Below are 17227 nucleotides of genomic sequence, written 5' to 3' on the forward strand. Positions count from 1 at the left end.
ACCCCGATGACATCAAGGAAAACGCAATGACCACATCCGCCAGCTTCAAGGACATTCTGGCTACTCTGCCCGACACCGCCGGCATCGCCGCACTGGTGCTGCTCGACGAACACGACGAACCGCAGGCCCGCCTGGAAAACCAGCCCGGTACCGCCGGCTCGGTCAAGGTCTACTACGCGCTGGTGCAGCGCTTCGGCCACATCGACCACACCGCGGCGGCAGAAGGGCTGGCGCTCTACGCCGAGCACACCGCCGACGCCCGCCTCAACCCCGGCAAGCACCCCAATATCGACCGCCTGCTGGCCATCGCCGAAGGCGGCGCCCCCGGCCTCAAGGCGCGCCTCGTGCTGCAGGGCGAATGAGCTACGGCGCCCCTCGCGCAAGCATGAAAAAAGCCCGCACATGTGCGGGCTTTTTAACGATTCCGGTATAACCGGGAATCAGGCTTCCGGTACCACGACAACCTTGATCGCCACAACCACGTCGTGGTGCAGGGCGACTTCCAGGTCGTATTCACCGATGGCCTTCAGCTGGCCGTTCGGCAGGCGAACTTCGAAACGCTTCACCGGCACGCCGAAGGCGGTCACGGCTTCAGCGATGTCGACGTTGGTTACGGAGCCGAACAGACGGCCATCCACACCGGCCTTCTGGGCGATGGTGATGGTAGCGTCGGTCAGCTTCTCGGCACGAGCCTGAGCGTCGGCCAGGATTTCGGCTTGCTTGGCTTCCAGTTCGGCGCGGCGAGCTTCGAAAGCTTCCAGGTTGGCGGCGTTGGCACGCTTGGCCTTGCCCTGCGGGATCAGGAAGTTACGAGCGTAACCGTCCTTGACCTTAACCACGTCACCCAGTTGACCCAGGTTGGCCACTTTTTCGAGCAGAATGATTTGCATCTTGTCGTATCCTTTCCCGGCTTAGTGTTGGTCGGTGTACGGCAGGAAGGCCAGGAAACGCGCGCGCTTGATCGCGGTGGTCAGCTGACGCTGATAACGGGCCTTGGTACCGGTGATGCGGGACGGGATGATCTTGCCGTTTTCGGCGATGAAATCCTTCAGGAGATCAACGGATTTGTAGTCGATTTCCTTGATGCCTTCTGCCGTGAAACGGCAGAACTTCTTGCGCTTGAAGAGTTGACGAGCCATTTTGACTAACCTTTTACAAATTCAACGTGTTCGATATGCAGTACTAACCGCGGGTTGCGCAGGCTGCGCTGGCTGAGGAAACCGCTGACGGTGACCATCTTGCCTGCCAGACTGCCGGAAAACTTCCGGGCCGCTTCGCCGATCAGGAGTGCCTGCACTTCGCAATTCACATCCCTTTCGAACCCCGCTTCACGCTGCCGGGACTGATGCCTGAGCCACATTTCCAGCACCGGCAGGCCGGCGGGGGTGTATCTCAGGGCGTCTTCGCGTTCGACAGCGGCGGTCAGTACCAGCTGGTTCTGCAAGGTGGAGTCGCGATCAGGCAGCGACTTCAGCCTCGGCGGCCGGCTGTTGCGGTTCCAGCAGATTCTTGGCCTTCTCGTCCTTCATCATCGGGGACGCTTCGGTCACGGCGCGGTCCAGCTTGATGGTCAGGTGGCGCAGAACGGCGTCGTTGAATTTGAACGCGTGTTCGATCTCGGCCAGGGTCTCTGCTTGGCACTCGACGTTCATCAGAACGTAGTGAGCCTTGTGCAGCTTCTGGATCGGGTAAGCCAGTTGACGGCGGCCCCAGTCTTCCAGACGATGGATCTTGCCTTCGGCGGCCAGAACCATGCCCTTGTAGCGCTCGATCATGGCCGGAACCTGTTCGCTCTGGTCCGGATGGACGATGAACACGATTTCGTAATGACGCATGTGAACTCCTTGTGGCTATAAAGCCTTTCCGCCATGCGGTAGCAGAAAGGCAAGGGTTGAGAACCGCAGAATTCTACGCACCTTTACCGGACAGGGCAACGAAAAACAGCCGCCGCCCCATGGATTTGGGCCAGCGGCTGTGGCGTCGTTGCCGAAACGATCAAATCATGGGCGGCGCTTGTGAAAGAAATCGTCGCGAGCGACCCAAGGCCGGCTTGAGAAGCGCAGCCGTACAAATGGTACGGCGAGTATCGCAGGGCCGGGATTGGAGCGCGCAGCAGATTTATTCACAAGCGCTCAGCCGACCACGTCGTAGCCGGCATCGCTCACCGCCTCGGCCAGCATGCCGCGCGTCGGCATGCCGGCGTCGCACAACACTTCGACCTTGCCGCTCGCCAGGTCCACTTCCACCTGGCGCACCCCTTCCAGCTGACCCAGGGCGTTCTTGATGCTGTTGGCGCAACCGTTGCAGGTCATGCCCTCGACGTGCAGGATGATTTTTTCCATGAAGCTTCCTTTCTCAGAATTTCTTGTAGCGTTCGATATCGCTCACCCGCCCGTTGCGGAAGGTGATGGTGGTGGTATGCGGCTCGACGCCATCCGCGTACCAGGTCATGGACTTGCGGTCGCCCCAGGCAAAGCCATGCCGCGTGCGGTAACGGACCGAGCCGCCGTCGCTGACGTAGTCGGGCGGCCCGGTGAGCTCGAGCACCTCGGCCTCGCTCATGCCGGTATCGAGCCGGATGAAAACGCTGAACGGAATCGGCGCCGCCACCGTGACGAGCGGCCCGCACCACAGCGCGAGCATGAGCGCGCGCACCAGCCTGTCCATGTTTACCTCCCGCCGCCCTGGGCGGCGTCATTCCAATGCGCCTTAGACACGATAACTTTGGCGGCGGCGTTGCGCGGACCGCGTGCGAATCTATCGCAGAGATTCGCTCAGCGAGCACTGGCCGCACTATCTGTACTGTCTGCGGCCCCGCTCACTTGCCTTCGCGTTCGCGTTCCTAATGCTTTTTGGAATCAGCGCACCTTCTTCACCACGTCGATCAGCTCGGTCACCACGCCGGTGGCGTCGCCGGCGCGCAGCGCCTGCGCCACGCAGCCCTTCATGTGGTTTTCCAACAGTTGCAGCGACACCGCGTCGAGCGCCGACTTCACCGCGGCGATCTGGGTCAGTACGTCGACGCAGTAGCGGTCGCCGTCGATCATGCCGCTGATGCCGCGCACCTGCCCTTCGATCCGCGCCAGGCGCTTGAGCAAGGCGCTCTTGTTGGGCTGCACGACCAGCTTGTCGCTGCCCGGGGGTTCATGGTCACAGCACTGCTGCATGACGACTCCTCGGAGGGAAAGGCAATCCGGCATTGTGACGTATCCGGCGCCCTGGTCAAAGGGCGCCCCCTGTTATCAGTTTAGGCCGGCGGCTACTCAGGCGCGCACCAGCAGCTGCCCCATCATGCCCTGGTCCTCGTGCTCGAGAATGTGGCAGTGGAACATGCGCAGGCCGGGCATATCCTGGCGGAAGCGCAGCCGCACGCTCTCGCCGGCGGCGACGTTGACCACGTCGTGCCAGGCCAGGAACGGCTCGTCACGCCACTGGCCGTCCTCGGTGCGCGCCAGCACCTGGAACTGCGTGCCGTGCAGGTGGAAGGGGTGGTCCATGTGGGCGTTGCCGACGATCTCCCACTCTTCCACCTGGCCGACCTTGCCTTCGAAATCGATGCGCGCCATGTCGTAGGTCTTGCCGTTGATCAGGAACATCGCCTTCGGATCGGCCATGTTCTCGGAGAACTCCACGCGCCGCTTCACGGCCGGCGCCGGCAGCACCGGCACCTCGGCGAGACGGGCCGGCAACGGGGCACTGGCACGGCGGCCGTGACGGCTCAGCGTCATGAGCGGCAGCACCGTGTCCTGCTCCGGGTGCATCGCCTTGCCTCGCGCGTACGGCAGCGCCACCAGGCCGGGCGTCTGGCCGGTGCCGAAACGCCCGGTCACCACCAGCTCGGCGCGCTCGCCCGGCGACAGCAGCAGGTGCTCGATGCGGCGCGGCGAAACGATGGCCCCGCCGTCGGTGCCGACCAGGTGCACCTCGTGCGCCGGCAGCGCGATCTTCAGGATGCGCGCGCTGGTGGCGTTCCACAGGCGCCAGCGCTGGCGTTCGCCCTCGGCCAGCGCCAGGGTTGGCCGAAGCGCGCCGTTGACCAGCACGAACTGGCCTTCACGGCCGTCGTGATGGTCGGCCATCGAGTTGGCAGCGATGCTACCGTCGCCATCCAGCTTGAGGTCGGACAGCACCAGCAACTGTTCGGGCAAGTGCGCCAGCGGGTCGTCGCGACGACGCACGATGAAGGTCCCGGCCAGCCCCATGTAGGCCTGCTGCCCGGTGTAGCCGTGCGGGTGCGGGTGGTACCAGTAGGTGCCGGCCGAGCCCTTGGGCAGGGTGAAACGGTAGTGGCGCGAAGCCCCCGGCGGCACCGGGTCGTGCGGGTTGCCGTCCTGCTCGGCCGGCACCGGCATGCCGTGCCAGTGGATGGTGGTGGGCTGGGCGAGCCGGTTGGTGAAGGCGATCTCGACCGTGTCCCCCTCGTAGGCTTCGATCAGCGGCCCCGGCACGCTGCCGTTGTAGGCCCAGAACGTGGTCGGCTGGCGCCCCGGCAGCAGCGGCAGCTTGATCGGCGCGACGACCAATTCGCCGCTCACGCGTCCGGCGCCGCCACGATTGACGAGCCGCTGCAGCGGCGGCAGCGGCCGCCCTTCGGGCAGCGTGACGCCGGCATCGCCTGCCATCGCGGCCATGTCATGGCCGGCATGCGCGCCATGGTCCATGCCCGGCATGGCGGGCGGCGTGGCGGCCCAGGCCTGGCGCACGATCAGCGGCAGGGCGGCCAGCCCCAGCGACAACTCCAGGAAACGACGACGGTGCATGCGGTTCTCCTTCTCGGTTCTCTCGAATCATATACCCCTACAGGGTATTTTGAAAGATACCGCGCCAACACAAAAAGTTCCGGGGAAGCGGCACGCCGCTCAACGTTGGCCGAAACGAAACACCCCCGCGCAAGGCGGGGGTGTCGAAGGCCGGGCGGGAGCAGGCTCAGCCCTTGGCCTCGCCCTTCAGCACGCGCTGGCGCCGGCTCTCGGACAGCACCATGCCGGACGACACCGAGACGTTGAGGCTCTCGACGCTGCCGAACATCGGAATCGACACCAGCACGTCGCAATGCTCGCGCGTCAGGCGGCGCATGCCCTCGCCTTCCGAGCCCATCACCCAGGCCAGCGGACCGGCGGCGTCGAAGTGGTAGAGGTCGGTGTCGGCCTCCATGGTGGTGCCGGCGATCCACACCCCGGCGTCCTTGAGGTCGCGCAGGGTGCGCGCCAGGTTGGTGACGGTGATGTAGGGCACCACTTCGGCGGCGCCGCAGGCCACCTTGGAGACGGTGGCGTTCAGCGTGGCGGAGCGGTCCTTGGGCGCGATCACCGCGTGCGCGCCCATGGCGTCGGCGACGCGCAGGCAGGCGCCGAGGTTGTGCGGGTCGGTGACGCCGTCCAGGATCAACAGCAGCGGCGGTTCGGACAGGTTTTCCAGCACGTCGTCCAGACTGACGTAGCTGCGGCTGGCGTCGATCATCGCCACCACGCCCTGGTGGCGCGCGTTGCCGCTCATGCTGTCCAGGCGCGCCTTGTCGACAATGTGCAGCTTGATGTTTTCCGCCGCGGCCTTGTCGAGCACCGCCTGGGCGCGGGCGTCCTGACGGCCGCCGGCGAGCCAGATCTCGAGCAGGCTCTTGGGGTTCTGCCACAGCCGGGCGTTGACGGCGTGGAAGCCGTGGATGAGGCGCTTGTTGCTCATGAGGGAAAAGCCTGAAAACGGAAATGGCGGCTATTGTACCGCCATCGCCGCGCCTCAGCGCACTATCGCACTGCGGCCGACCGTCAGTGGCTGCGGGCTTCGCTGCTGCAGGAAGGCCGGCAGCTCTGCCGCCGGCAGCGGCCGGCTGAACAGGTAGCCCTGCAGCAGCTGGCAGCCCTTGGCGCAGAGGAAAGCCGCCTGCGCCTCGGTTTCCACCCCCTCGGCCACCACGCTGAACGACAGCTTGCGCGCCATCGCCAGGATCGCCTCGGCGATCGCCGCGTTGTCGCCGTCGCCCGGCAACCCCTCGATGAAGGAGCGGTCGATCTTCAGCGTGTCGAGCGGGAAGCGCTTGAGGTAGGACAGCGACGAGTAGCCGGTGCCGAAATCGTCGATCGACAGCCGCACCCCGAGCGCCTTGAGCTCGCCCAGCAGCGATACCGCCTCGCTCGGGTTCTGCATCACCATGCTCTCGGTCATTTCCAGTTCCAGCCGGCCGGCGGCGATGCCGGCCTCGGCCAGCGCGCCGGCCACCTGCACGATCAGCCCCTGCTGCTCGAACTGGCGCGCCGACAGGTTGATCGCCAGGCGCGGCACGTGCAGGCCCAGGCAATCCCACTCGGCCAGTTGGCGGCAGGCCTGGCGGATGACCCAGTCGCCGATCGGGCGGATCAGGCCGGTCTCCTCGGCCAACGGGATGAAACGTACCGGCGACACCAGCCCCAGCTCGGGGTGGCGCCAGCGCAGCAGCACCTCGAGCGCCTCCAGGCGATACGTCGCCGCCGCCACGATGGGCTGGAAGTGGAGCTCGAATTCGCCGCGCTCGAGCGCCTGGCGCAAACCGCGTTCCAACTGCAGCCGTTCGATCGCCTGGGCGTTCATCTCGGCGGCGAAGAACTGGTAGGTGTTCTTGCCGGCCTCCTTGGCACGGTACATCGCCACGTCGGCGTTCTTGAGCAGGGTGCGGGCGTCGCTGCCGTCGTGGGGGTAGACGCTGATGCCGAGGCTGCCGGTGACGATCAGCTCCTGCCCCTCCAGCCACAAGGGCTGCGCCAGCACCGCCAGGATGTCTTCGGCCAACGTCGACAAGGTGGCCTGCGAGGCGAAATGGCTGACCAGCAGCGTGAACTCGTCACCGCCGAGGCGGGCGATCTGGCCGCGCCCCCCCACCACCTGCTCCAGGCGGCTGGCGGTCTCGCGCAGCAGCTCGTCGCCGGTCTGGTGGCCGAAGGAGTCGTTGATCAGTTTGAAACGGTCGAGGTCGAGGAACATCACCGCCACTTGCTGCCCGGAACTGGCGATCTGCTGGATGCGGTCTTCCAGGCACGCGATCAGCCAGCTGCGGTTGGGCAGGCGCGTCAGCGGGTCGTGGTTGGCGAGGAACTGCAGCCGCTCCTCGGCCTGCTTGCGCACCGTGATGTCGGCGAACACGCCGACGTAGTTGGTGATCGCGCCGGCGTCGTCGCGCACCGCCGAGATCGACAGCTCGGCCGGGTACCACTCGTGCGAGCGGCGCCGGTCCAGCATCTCGCCCTGCCAGTGGCCGTGCCGCGCCAGCCCGTCCAGCATCGCCACGCTCCAGCTGGTATTGTCGCGGAAGATGCGCGACACGCGCCCGATGACCTGCTCCGACTGATAGCCGGTGATGCGGGTGAAGGCCTGGTTCACCGCGATGATGCGGTAGTCGGCCCCGGTGATCAGGATGCCCTCGGCGGCGTTCTCGAACACCTTGCTGGCGAGCTTCTGGTTGGCGTCGGCCTGCACCCGGTCGGAGATGTCGACCACCACGCCGATGATGGCCGCGCGGCCGCGATACTCGAACAGCCGGCTGTGGATTTCCACGTCCAGCAACTGGCCGTCCTTTCGCACCAGCCGCGCCGAGAAGTGCATGATGGAGATGTTCTCGCTCAGGCGCTGGGTGATCTGCTGACGCAGCCGCTGGCGCTCCTCGTGCGCCAGCACCGTCTCGATCCGCTCCCCCTGCAATTCCTCGCCCGGGTAGCCGAGCATCTCCGCCAGCTTGTCGTTGACGTAGGCCAGGCACTCGTCCTGCAGGATGTAGATACCGACCAGCGACTGCTCGATCAGGGCGTGATAACGGTTTTCCGCCTCCTGCTTGGCCTGCCGCTCGCGCTTGCTCTGGGTAATGTCGGTGGCGATGCAGCCGATGCCGGCCGGCAGGCCGTCGGCGTCGAACAGCGGAAACTTGGTCACCAGGAAATCGCCGGGCAAGCCGTCCAGCGTCAGCGTCTGCTCGTACTGGCGCGACTCCAGCGCGCTCAGCACCTGACGGTCCTGCTCGGCCGTCGCCCGCGCCTCCTCCGGCGGCAGGAAATCGGCGCTCTTCTTGCCGATCAGCTCGGCCGGGGCCTTGCCCAGCGCCCGCGAGTAGGCGCGGTTGACCAGCAGGTAACGCCCCTCCAGGTCCTTCAGCGACATCACGTTGGGGCTGTTCCGCAGCCAGGCTTCGAAACGCGCCAGCGAGTCCTGCAGCTGCCGGATGCGGCGTACCGCCGCTTCCGACTGCGTCGCCACCAGCTGTGCCGACAACACCAGCGCCAGGTTCAGCACGATGCCGTTGGCCGGCAGGGGGACGGGCTGGAACGACGGCCCGTCGAGGAACGCCGCCAGCACCAGGATCAGCAGCCCCAGCAGCGTCGCGCCGCCGATGCCGGCGCGGCAGGCCGCCCACAACAGGCAGGGGTAGAGCAAGAGATGGATGGGCACCAGGGACACGTGGCCGGCAACGAACACGGCGGCCAACAGCGACACCGTCACCAGCGCGATGAGCAGCAACTCGAGGTAGCGGCGCCGGCTGTATTCGACCCCGGCGAACGCGGCCGGCACGCACAGCACCAGCGCCAGGGCGAGCGCCCCGTATTGCAGCAGGGCCTGAGCCAGCGGCAACCCGACACCGGAAAATGCCGGCACACCCCACAGCAACAGCGCCGCCGCCGCGGCCGGCGCCAGCAGTAGCGACGACAGCAGCCGCAGCAGCGACGAGAGCGAGTTCAGGGTCAGCCGGGCGTGGTGGATGCCGGCGAGCCGGGCGGCCCCGGCCACCAGATAGAGCGACAGCGCCAGCCCGCCGGCCCACAGCGGCCCGGCCCACTGGCTCGCCAGCCCCCAGGCCAGCAGCGGCCACAACCAGACGGAACGGGCGGGATGGCGCACCGCCCACAGCAGGAACAGGCCGTGCGGAATGAAACTGGCCGGCCCCGGCGCGGAGGTGGCGGCGTGCGGCCACAGCAGCAGCGAGGGAAGAAATACCAGCAGCGCCAGGCAGGAAGCCAGCCACTCCTTTCTGTTCACCATAAATCCTTTGTCGCGAGCCGCCGTCCCGGCGGGCCCTGGGTTCTGTTGTTATCGTCGTGTCGTCCTCGCATGGCGCCCGGCTGTACGGGATGACAGGCTGGTATAATACCGCGAGTCCCCTTCTTGTGAAGTCGTATGTTGACCACACCTCCCCCGCTGCCGCCGGCCGGCCAGAAGACCCGACTCCCCCCCCTGCCCGAGGGCCTGGACGCCGCCCTGTTCGCCCGTCTCGCCGGCCAGGGCCGGCTGGTCCTGGTACTGGCGGCCGACGCCCAGAGCGCACAACGGCTGAAGGCGGAAATCCCGTTCTTCGCCCCGGACTGCCGCGTGGCGCTGCTGCCGGACTGGGAAACCCTGCCCTACGATCATTTCTCGCCGCACGCCGATCTGGTCAGCGAGCGCCTGGCCACGCTGTGGCAGATCCGCCAGCGCGAGTGCGACGTGGTGATCGCGCCGGTCTCCACCGCGATGACGCGGCTGGCCCCGGTGGGCTACCTGCTGGGACGCACCTTCTTCCTCAAGGCCAAGACCCGGCTCGATGCCGACCAGCTGCGCGCCGACCTGGTCACCGCCGGCTACGCCCACGTCACCCAGGTGATGGCGCCGGGCGAGTTCTCGATCCGCGGCGGGCTGATCGACCTGTTCCCGATGGGCTCGGCGCTGCCCTACCGCATCGATCTGTTCGACGACGAGATCGACTCCCTGCGCACCTTCGACCCGGACAGCCAGCGCACGCTGTACCCGGTGCCGGAGATCCGCCTGCTGCCGGCGCGCGAGTACCCCAGCGACGAAGCCGGCATCACCGCCTTCCGCCAGCACTACCGCGAGCGCATGGAGGGGGACCCGTCCAAGAGCCGCATCTACCGCGACGTCAGCGCCGGGATGTCGCCGGCCGGCATCGAGTACTTCCTGCCGCTGTTCTTCGATACCACCTCGACGCTGTTCGACTACCTCGGCCAGGACGCGCTGGTGGTGACCCACCGCGACGTGGCGGGGGCGGCCGACACCTTCTGGCGCGAGGTCCAGGAGCGCCACCAGATGGCGCGCGGCGACACCGAGCGCCCGGTGCTGGCGCCGGCCGAGATCGTGCTGCGCCCGGACGAACTGATGGCCGCGCTCAAGCCCTATCCGCGCTTCGAGTGCCCGGCCGAGCCCGCCCCGTCCGGCCTGCCGCCACTGGCGGTGGAGCGCCGCACCGACAACCCCTTGCAGAAGTTGGCCGACTTCCTGGCGGGCCACCCCGGCCGCGTGCTGCTCTCCGCCGAGAGCCTGGGGCGGCGCGAGACCATGTACCAGTTCCTCAGCGAGAACGGCATCAAGCCGGTGCCGGTCGACAACTGGGCGGAATTTGCCGGCGGCACGATGAAGCTGGCGCTCACCGTGGCGCCACTGTTCAGCGGCTTCGCCGTGGCCGAATCGCAGCTCGCCATCGTCACCGAGAGCGAGCTCTATCAGCACGTGGCCCGCAGCCACACGCGCCGGGCGCGCGCCCGTGCCGGCTCCGACGCCATGCTGCGCGACCTGGCCGAGGTCAAGGTCGGCGACCCGGTGGTGCACGAGCAGCACGGCATCGGACGCTACCTCGGCCTGGTGTCGATGGACCTGGGCGAAGGCGAGACCGAGCTGATGCAGCTGGAGTACGCCGACGGCGCCAAGCTCTACGTGCCGGTGAGCCAGCTGCAGCTGATCAGCCGCTATGCCGGCGGCGCCACCGAGCAGCTGACGCTGCACCGCCTCGGCAGCCCGGCCTGGGACAAGGCCAAGAAGAAGGCCGCCGAGAAGGCGCGCGACACCGCCGCGGAACTCCTGAACCTGTACGCCCAGCGCGCCGCGCGCGAGGGGCATGCCTTTTCGCTCAACCACCACGACTACGACGCCTTCGCCGCCGGTTTCGGCTTCGAGGAGACCCCGGACCAGGCCAGCGCCATCGAGGCGGTGATCGCCGACATGTGCTCGGGCAAGCCGATGGATCGCCTGGTGTGCGGCGACGTCGGCTTCGGCAAGACCGAGGTGGCGTTGCGCGCCGCCTTCGTCGCGGTGCTGGGCGGCAAGCAGGTGGCGGTGCTGGTGCCGACCACGCTGTTGGCCGAACAGCACTTCCAGAATTTCTCCGACCGCTTCGCCGACTGGCCGGTGAAGATCGCCGAGCTGTCCCGCTTCAGGAGCGCCAAGGAAAGCAAGGCGGCGCTCGCAGGGTTGGCCGAAGGCACGGTGGACATCGTCATCGGCACCCACAAGCTGGTGCAGCCGGACGTGCAGTTCAAGAACCTGGGCCTCGTCATCATCGACGAGGAGCACCGCTTCGGCGTGCGCCAGAAGGAACAGCTCAAGCGCCTGCGCGCCAACGTCGACGTGCTGACGCTGACCGCGACGCCGATCCCGCGCACGCTGTCGATGGCGCTGGAAGGATTGCGCGACTTCTCCGCCATCACCACCGCGCCGAGCCGCCGCCTGGCGGTGAAGACCTTCATCTCGCCGCTCGCCAACGGCGTGATCCGCGAGGCGGTGCTGCGCGAGCTGAAGCGCGGCGGCCAGGTGTTCTTCCTGCACAACGAGGTCGACACCATCCAGAACATGCAGGAGAAACTGGCCGAACTGCTGCCCGAGGCGCGCATCGGCGTGGCGCACGGCCAGCTGCGCGAGCGCGAGCTGGAGCAGGTGATGCGCGACTTCCTCCAGCAGCGCTTCAATCTGCTGCTGTGCTCGACCATCATCGAAACCGGCATCGACATCCCCAACGCCAACACCATCCTGATCAACCGCGCCGACAAGTTCGGCCTGGCCCAGCTGCACCAGTTGCGCGGCCGCGTCGGCCGCTCGCACCACCAGGCCTACGCCTACCTGCTGACGCCGGACGGCATGACGCGCGACGCGCAGAAGCGGCTGGAGGCGATCCAGCTGTCCGAGGAACTGGGCGCCGGCTTCTACCTGGCGATGCACGACCTGGAAATCCGCGGCGCCGGCGAGGTGCTGGGCGAGGGCCAGTCGGGCGAGATGCAGGAAGTCGGCTTCGCACTGTTCACCGAGATGCTGAAGCAGGCGGTGCGCGATCTGAAGAAAGGCAAGACGCCGGACCTCGACGCGCCCTTGGGCGTCACCACCGAGATCAACCTACACAGCCCGGCGCTGCTGCCCGACGCCTACTGCCCGGACGTGCACGAGCGGCTGGTGCTGTACAAGCGGCTCGCCAGCTGCGAGAGCGAAGCCGACATCGACGCCATCCACGAGGAACTGATCGACCGTTTCGGCCTGCCGCCGCAGACCGTCAAGACCCTGGTCGACAGCCACCGCCTGCGCCTGGCGGCGCGCCGGCTCGGGGTGCAGAAGCTCGACGCCAGCGAGGCGGGCATCCAGCTCAGCTTCGTCAAGAACCCGCCGATCGACCCGATGAAGATCATCACGCTGATCCAGAGCAAGAAGAACTACAAGCTGGCCGGCCAGGACAAGCTGCGCGTCGAGGTCAAAGTCGACGACGTCGGCCTGCGCGTGGTGCGGGTGAAGGAGCTGCTGAAGGAACTGCAGTAGCCCGCGCAAAGAGGTTGGCCGAAAGCCGAGCGCAGAATCAAAAAAGCCGTGCCCCCCCCAGGGGGCACGGCTTTTTTGTGGAAAACGCGCAGGGCTTGGGAACCTGTTCAGGGTCTGTCGCGAGCGGCCCTCAGCGGGGTGAAGAGCAGCGCAGAAACCGGAATGGACATGAGTCCATGAGGATTTCTGATCGCTGAGCGAATCAATAGATTCGCACGCAGTGCACATGAGCCCCGATCAGGGACGCGCAGCAAGACCATGAGCAGGTTCTTACACCGCTTCCAGCGCCAACAGCTCCGCCATGGTCTGGCGGCGGCGGATCAGGCGTACCGCATCGCCGTCGATCAGCACCTCCGGCAACAGCGGGCGGCTGTTGTAGTTGGAGGACATCGACGCGCCGTAAGCGCCGGTGTCGTGGAACAGCAGGTAGTCGCCCACCTGGCACGGCGGCAGATCGCGCGTCACCACCACGCCGCCGTCTTCCTGGGTGAACACGTCACCCGATTCGCACAGCGGCCCGGCCACCACGGTAGGCACCAGCGCGTCGTCCGCCGGCTGCGGCCGGCCCTGCGCGACCAGCGAGATGCCATGGTAGCTGCCGTACATCGACGGCCGCATCAGGTCGTTGAAGCCGGCGTCCACCAGCACGAAGTGGCGGTTGCCCATGTCCTTGACCGCGCGCACCTCGGCCAGCAGGGCGCCGGACTCGGCCACCAGGAAGCGGCCTGGCTCGATCTCGAGGCGCACCGGATGGCCCAGCTTGGCCTCGATCTCCTTGCGCGCCGCGTCCCACAGCCCGAAGTAGTGCGCGGTATCGATGCGCGCATCGCCGTCGCGATACGGGATCGACAGCCCGCCGCCGGCCGAGATCGCCTCGAGGTCGTGGCCCATGCCGGCCACCAGATCGACCATGGCGCCGCACACCTGCTGCAGGTGGCCGTAGTCCACGCCGGAACCGATGTGCATGTGCAGGCCGACCAGGGTGAGGCCATGTTCACGGATCACCTGCAGCGCGTCCGGCAGCTGCTCGTGCCAGATGCCGTGCTTGCTGTTTTCGCCGCCGGTATTGGTCTTGTTGCTGTGGCCGTGGCCGAAACCCGGGTTGATGCGCAGCCAGACGCGATGGCCCGGCGATGCCGCGCCCAACTGGCGCAGCATGTCGATGGAACCGGCGTTGACCGGAATCTGCTCCGCCACCACGCGCGCCAGCGTGGCCTGGTCGAGCAGGTCGGCGGTCAGCACGATGCCGGACGGCTCGTCGCCGCGGCCAGAGAAGCCGGCGGCCAGGGCGCGTTCGATCTCGCCCAGCGACACCGCATCCACCACCACGCCCTGCTCGCGCATCAGGCGCAGGATATGGGTGTTGGAGCAGGCCTTCTGCGCGAAGCGGATCACGTCGAAGGCGCGCAGCTGGGCGATGCGCTCGCGGATCACTGCGGCGTCGTAGAGCCACACCGGGGTGCCGTACTGGCGGGCGACGGCATTGAGCAGCTCGGGATTGCGGATAGTCATTCGAAAAAGCTCCTGGGCCACGGTGCAGCGCGGCGCGGTCAGTCAAGAAGCGGCATGGGGTGCCGGAACATACCCGCCATCATGCCCGAGCGATGCCATTTCATAAAATATCGTTTTTCACCATATCCATTCATGTACGATATGGATTGATCCACTACCACCACGCTACCCCATGTCCCTCAGCCTGCGCCACATCGAAATCTTCTGGGCCGTGATGACCTCCGGCAGCGTCACCGGCGCCGCCGACTTGTTGCACACCTCGCAACCCACCGTCAGCCGCGAGCTGGCGCGGCTGGAAACGCTGACCGGCCTGACCCTGTTCGACCGCGTGCGCGGCCGGCTGCAACCCACGGCGCAGGCGCTGATGCTGTTCGAGGAAGTGCAGCGCTCCTACTTCGGGCTGGAGCGCATCCGCAACACCGCCGCCTCGATCCGCCAGTTCCAGCAGGGCCAGCTCTCCATTGCCTGCCTGCCGGCGTTCTCGCAATCGCTGTTGCCCGAGGTGTGCCGGCGCTTCCTCGCGGTCTACCCCGAGGTCAGCCTCTCCATCGTGCCGCAGGAGTCGCCGCTGCTGGAAGAATGGCTGTCGGCGCAGCGCCACGACCTGGGCCTGACCGAGCATGGCACCGCCCCGGCCGGCACCCGCATCGCCCCGCTGATGCGCGCCGACGAGGTGTGCGTACTGCCGGACGGCCATCCCCTGCTGGCCAGGACGGCGCTCGCTCCGGCCGACCTGGCGGGCCAGAACTTCATCAGTCTCTCCGCCACCGACCCCTACCGCCAGCAGCTCGACAGCCTGTTCGGCCAGGCCGGCATCGAGCGCCGCCTGGTGGTGGAGACGCACAGCGCCGCCTCGGTGTGCGCCATGGTGCGCGCCGGGCTCGGCGTGGCCGTGGTCAACCCGCTCACCGCGCTCGACTACGCCGGGCATGGCCTCGCCATGCGCCGCTTCACGGTCTCGATTCCGTTCACCGTCAGCGTGGTGCGCCCGGAGCACCGCCCCTCCTCGCAGTTGGCCGAACACTTCGTCGAAGCGCTGCAACAGCAGGCGGCGGAACTCGCCATCCGGCTGGAGGCGGCGCTAGCGCTGACATGAAAAAACCCGGCCTGCAGCCGGGCGTGTCGTCGGGAGAGCAAGGGGCCATTACGGCTGCGCCGCGCCGAGCTGGAAGAAGCGGCCGCTATTGACGAGATCGCGGATGCGCGCCGGATCGGTCTCGCCGTTGATGTTGGTGATCACCAGCTTGCCGTAGCCCTGGCGCAGATCGTTGCGGAAGTCATAGAAGGCGCCGATCACCGATAGCTTGCCCGACTCCACCTCGCCCGCGAACTTCAGCAGCGCGGCGTCCACCTGGTTGTTGACGTTGAGCAGCACGCCGTCGGTGACGTCGATCCCTTTGGGAATGTTGATGGTGGCGAGTTCCTTGGCGATGGCCGGCTCGATGCCGGAATAGTCGCCGGAGGCCGCCTTCACCGCACCGCACACGGCATGGCCGACGATCAGCAGCAGCGGCGTGTGCAGATGGCGCACGCCGTACTCCACCGAGCCCTCGGCGGCGGCGAGCTGGTTGCCGATGTCGCGCACCATGAACAGGTCGTTGACGGCGTCGGCGGAGAAGGCGTCCGCCTGCACCCGCGAATCGGAGCAGGTAATCACCGTGGCGCGCGGCGTCTGCTTGTCGGCGAAGCGCTCGAAGTAGCCCGGCGCGTGCGTCCGCATGTAGCGCAGGTTGGCGTTGATAATGGCGTCGACCGCTCCCTTCACCTGGGCCAGCTCGGAACCGTGGCCATGTTCGTCGGCGTAGACGGATACCGGCGCGGCCTGGGGAGCGATGGAGGGCGATTCGGCGGCCTGGGCCGTGCCAATCAGCAGCGCCAGGCCGCCAGCCAGCAGGCGGGCCGTCAGCGAAACGGTTCGAGTCATGAAGCGGGTTTCCTTGTTCAGCGTTTTGTCATGCCGAACTGTAGCGACCCGCCGCGTGGCGAATCAAGCCTGCGTGGTTTGGACGCTCGCCCCCGGCTTGCGCTGGCTGATCAGCACCCCGCCGAACACCAGCAGGCAGGCGAGCTGCTGCTGAGCCGACAGCGTCTCCCCCAGGATGATCCAGGCCAGCAGCACCGTGAACACCGGGATCAGGTTGACGAAGGCCCCCGCCATCGCCACCGGCACCCGGCTCACCGACCAGGTATAGAGCCCGTAGGCGCCGAGCGTGATCCCCGCCCCCAGGTACAGCACCCACAGGCTCGGCCACAGTGGCAAGGTCTGCGGCAGCGTCACCCACGGCGTGAACAGCAGCGCGCCGAACCACAGCATGCCGAGCACGGTCTGCGCCGCGGTGATCACCAGCGCCGAGTAGCGTACCGACAGCTTCTTGGCGATCAGGATATAACCGGTGGCGCACACCATCGCCAGGAACTCCAGCGCGTTGCCGAGCAGGGGGTTCGGTGCGTCGGCGCTCTGCTCGCCGGTCAGCGTCAGCCACAACACACCTGCGAACGATACCGCGATGCCCAGCCAGACCGTACGCCCCAGCCGTTCCTTGAGAAACAGCAAAGCGCCAAGCGAGGTCAACAGCGGCAGCGTGGCGGTGATCAGCCCGGCCTGCGAGGCACTGGTATACACCAGCGCGCGCGCCTCGAGCAGGAAGTACAGGCAGGGTTCGGCCAGCGCCAGCGCGGCAAGCCACTTCCAGTCGCCTTGCTGATAACGCCGTCGTACGCCGGGACGCAGCATCAGCGGCAGCAGGCAAAGCGTGGCGATCACCATGCGGGCAAACAGCACCACCATCGGGTCGAATACCGAAAACACGTATTTCAGCGCGATGAACGAGCTTGCCCACAACAGCATGGCGAGCGACAGGGCCAGGTACGGCAGCATGACGGTCCTTGAAGAATGACAAAAGCGGCCACCAGGCTGAGGTGGCCGAGTTGAATAGACAAGTGTATTGTCGCAAAGACGGCTGGCGATTGTCGAACGTAGACGGCATACCCGCTGCTCTGTCGCGGACGACGGCGGCAGGTGCAGCTCGAGCAGGGCACACCGGCGCTGCCAGCCGGAAGGCCGCAGCGAAACCGGTGCCACAGAAGAAATCGGTCGCTGGCCGGCCCTGATCGCACAGGGAACAGCCCGGAACAGGATGCCCTCACTGTTCAGAAAGTAGCCATGCATAAAGCATAGACAGCCGTTAAACTA

16 protein-coding genes are annotated in these 17227 nt (G+C 66.9%); 3 read left to right on the top strand and 13 right to left on the bottom strand.

The features are described 5' to 3' along the window. The first annotated feature begins 26 nt into the window (after positions 1-26). Positions 27-362 carry a DUF2322 family protein gene (locus tag AC3WG5_RS06455; RefSeq protein ID WP_492568186.1) on the top strand — a complete coding sequence of 112 codons (336 nt, stop codon included), beginning with the start codon at positions 27-29 and terminating at the stop codon, positions 360-362. 78 nt (positions 363-440) lie between these two features. Here AC3WG5_RS06455 and rplI read toward each other — a convergent pair whose 3' ends face one another. The 10 genes from rplI to AC3WG5_RS06505 all read right to left on the bottom strand — a co-directional run bounded on the left by rplI (position 441) and on the right by AC3WG5_RS06505 (position 8997). After that, positions 441-890: a 50S ribosomal protein L9 gene (rplI, locus tag AC3WG5_RS06460; protein ID WP_008953311.1), complete on the bottom strand. Its 450-nt coding sequence runs from the start codon at positions 888-890 to the stop codon at positions 441-443. Positions 891-911: 21 nt separating this feature from the next. Further along, on the bottom strand, positions 912-1139 hold the full coding sequence (rpsR, locus tag AC3WG5_RS06465; protein ID WP_008953312.1) for a 30S ribosomal protein S18: 228 nt from the start codon (positions 1137-1139) through the stop codon (positions 912-914). A 5-nt stretch (positions 1140-1144) separates the two neighbouring features. After that, a complete protein-coding gene (gene priB, locus AC3WG5_RS06470; RefSeq protein ID WP_492568187.1) occupies positions 1145-1444 on the bottom strand; it encodes a primosomal replication protein N in 300 nt (99 codons plus the stop codon). Between the two features lie 13 nt (positions 1445-1457). Then, positions 1458-1835 (bottom strand): 30S ribosomal protein S6, encoded by a 378-nt coding sequence (gene rpsF, locus AC3WG5_RS06475; RefSeq protein WP_008953314.1) that lies wholly within the window; start codon positions 1833-1835, stop codon positions 1458-1460. Between the two features lie 297 nt (positions 1836-2132). Beyond that, a complete protein-coding gene (locus AC3WG5_RS06480; protein ID WP_008953315.1) occupies positions 2133-2342 on the bottom strand; it encodes a heavy-metal-associated domain-containing protein in 210 nt (69 codons plus the stop codon). Between the two features lie 13 nt (positions 2343-2355). Beyond that, a complete protein-coding gene (locus AC3WG5_RS06485) occupies positions 2356-2667 on the bottom strand; it encodes a hypothetical protein (protein WP_482583195.1) in 312 nt (103 codons plus the stop codon). 191 nt (positions 2668-2858) lie between these two features. Continuing rightward, positions 2859-3167, bottom strand: coding sequence for a metal-sensitive transcriptional regulator (locus AC3WG5_RS06490; RefSeq protein ID WP_008953317.1), 309 nt, complete (start codon positions 3165-3167; stop codon positions 2859-2861). Positions 3168-3263: 96 nt separating this feature from the next. Next, entirely contained in the window at positions 3264-4760 is a 1497-nt protein-coding gene (locus AC3WG5_RS06495; protein WP_492568188.1) for a multicopper oxidase family protein, read from the bottom strand. 166 nt (positions 4761-4926) lie between these two features. Then, a complete protein-coding gene (gene rlmB / locus AC3WG5_RS06500) occupies positions 4927-5682 on the bottom strand; it encodes a 23S rRNA (guanosine(2251)-2'-O)-methyltransferase RlmB (protein ID WP_014086069.1) in 756 nt (251 codons plus the stop codon). 54 nt (positions 5683-5736) lie between these two features. Then, positions 5737-8997 (bottom strand): sensor domain-containing protein, encoded by a 3261-nt coding sequence (locus AC3WG5_RS06505; protein ID WP_492568189.1) that lies wholly within the window; start codon positions 8995-8997, stop codon positions 5737-5739. 135 nt (positions 8998-9132) lie between these two features. Between AC3WG5_RS06505 and mfd the strand changes: the two genes are divergently transcribed. After that, positions 9133-12522, top strand: a complete 3390-nt coding sequence (mfd, locus tag AC3WG5_RS06510) for a transcription-repair coupling factor (RefSeq protein WP_492568190.1) — start codon at positions 9133-9135, stop codon at positions 12520-12522. A 270-nt stretch (positions 12523-12792) separates the two neighbouring features. Here the strand turns inward: mfd and lysA are convergent, their stop codons facing one another. After that, a complete protein-coding gene (gene lysA, locus AC3WG5_RS06515) occupies positions 12793-14034 on the bottom strand; it encodes a diaminopimelate decarboxylase (RefSeq protein ID WP_492568191.1) in 1242 nt (413 codons plus the stop codon). 172 nt (positions 14035-14206) lie between these two features. Between lysA and AC3WG5_RS06520 the strand changes: the two genes are divergently transcribed. Continuing rightward, positions 14207-15130, top strand: coding sequence for a LysR family transcriptional regulator (locus AC3WG5_RS06520; RefSeq protein WP_492568192.1), 924 nt, complete (start codon positions 14207-14209; stop codon positions 15128-15130). Positions 15131-15178: 48 nt separating this feature from the next. On the opposite strand, the gene AC3WG5_RS06525 is transcribed toward AC3WG5_RS06520, so the two are convergent. Together AC3WG5_RS06525 and AC3WG5_RS06530 are read right to left on the bottom strand one after the other, a co-directional pair. Further along, on the bottom strand, positions 15179-15958 hold the full coding sequence (locus AC3WG5_RS06525; protein WP_492568193.1) for a carbonic anhydrase: 780 nt from the start codon (positions 15956-15958) through the stop codon (positions 15179-15181). A 63-nt stretch (positions 15959-16021) separates the two neighbouring features. Next, a complete protein-coding gene (locus AC3WG5_RS06530) occupies positions 16022-16912 on the bottom strand; it encodes a DMT family transporter (RefSeq protein ID WP_492568194.1) in 891 nt (296 codons plus the stop codon). Between the last annotated feature and the right edge of the window lie 315 nt (positions 16913-17227).

The organism is Pseudogulbenkiania sp. FW507-F1 (assembly GCF_058781125.1).

What these genes read in the sequence shown, in the direction of transcription:
- AC3WG5_RS06455 (WP_492568186.1), top strand. Translation starts at nt 27, where the DNA reads ATGACCACATCCGCCAGCTTCAAGGACATTCTGGCTACTCTGCCCGAC.
- rplI (WP_008953311.1), bottom strand. Translation starts at nt 890, where the DNA reads ATGCAAATCATTCTGCTCGAAAAAGTGGCCAACCTGGGTCAACTGGGT.
- rpsR (WP_008953312.1), bottom strand. Translation starts at nt 1,139, where the DNA reads ATGGCTCGTCAACTCTTCAAGCGCAAGAAGTTCTGCCGTTTCACGGCA.
- rpsF (WP_008953314.1), bottom strand. Translation starts at nt 1,835, where the DNA reads ATGCGTCATTACGAAATCGTGTTCATCGTCCATCCGGACCAGAGCGAA.
- AC3WG5_RS06480 (WP_008953315.1), bottom strand. Translation starts at nt 2,342, where the DNA reads ATGGAAAAAATCATCCTGCACGTCGAGGGCATGACCTGCAACGGTTGC.
- AC3WG5_RS06485 (WP_482583195.1), bottom strand. Translation starts at nt 2,667, where the DNA reads ATGGACAGGCTGGTGCGCGCGCTCATGCTCGCGCTGTGGTGCGGGCCG.
- AC3WG5_RS06490 (WP_008953317.1), bottom strand. Translation starts at nt 3,167, where the DNA reads ATGCAGCAGTGCTGTGACCATGAACCCCCGGGCAGCGACAAGCTGGTC.
- AC3WG5_RS06495 (WP_492568188.1), bottom strand. Translation starts at nt 4,760, where the DNA reads ATGCACCGTCGTCGTTTCCTGGAGTTGTCGCTGGGGCTGGCCGCCCTG.
- rlmB (WP_014086069.1), bottom strand. Translation starts at nt 5,682, where the DNA reads ATGAGCAACAAGCGCCTCATCCACGGCTTCCACGCCGTCAACGCCCGG.
- AC3WG5_RS06505 (WP_492568189.1), bottom strand. Translation starts at nt 8,997, where the DNA reads ATGGTGAACAGAAAGGAGTGGCTGGCTTCCTGCCTGGCGCTGCTGGTA.
- mfd (WP_492568190.1), top strand. Translation starts at nt 9,133, where the DNA reads ATGTTGACCACACCTCCCCCGCTGCCGCCGGCCGGCCAGAAGACCCGA.
- lysA (WP_492568191.1), bottom strand. Translation starts at nt 14,034, where the DNA reads ATGACTATCCGCAATCCCGAGCTGCTCAATGCCGTCGCCCGCCAGTAC.
- AC3WG5_RS06520 (WP_492568192.1), top strand. Translation starts at nt 14,207, where the DNA reads ATGTCCCTCAGCCTGCGCCACATCGAAATCTTCTGGGCCGTGATGACC.
- AC3WG5_RS06525 (WP_492568193.1), bottom strand. Translation starts at nt 15,958, where the DNA reads ATGACTCGAACCGTTTCGCTGACGGCCCGCCTGCTGGCTGGCGGCCTG.
- AC3WG5_RS06530 (WP_492568194.1), bottom strand. Translation starts at nt 16,912, where the DNA reads ATGCTGCCGTACCTGGCCCTGTCGCTCGCCATGCTGTTGTGGGCAAGC.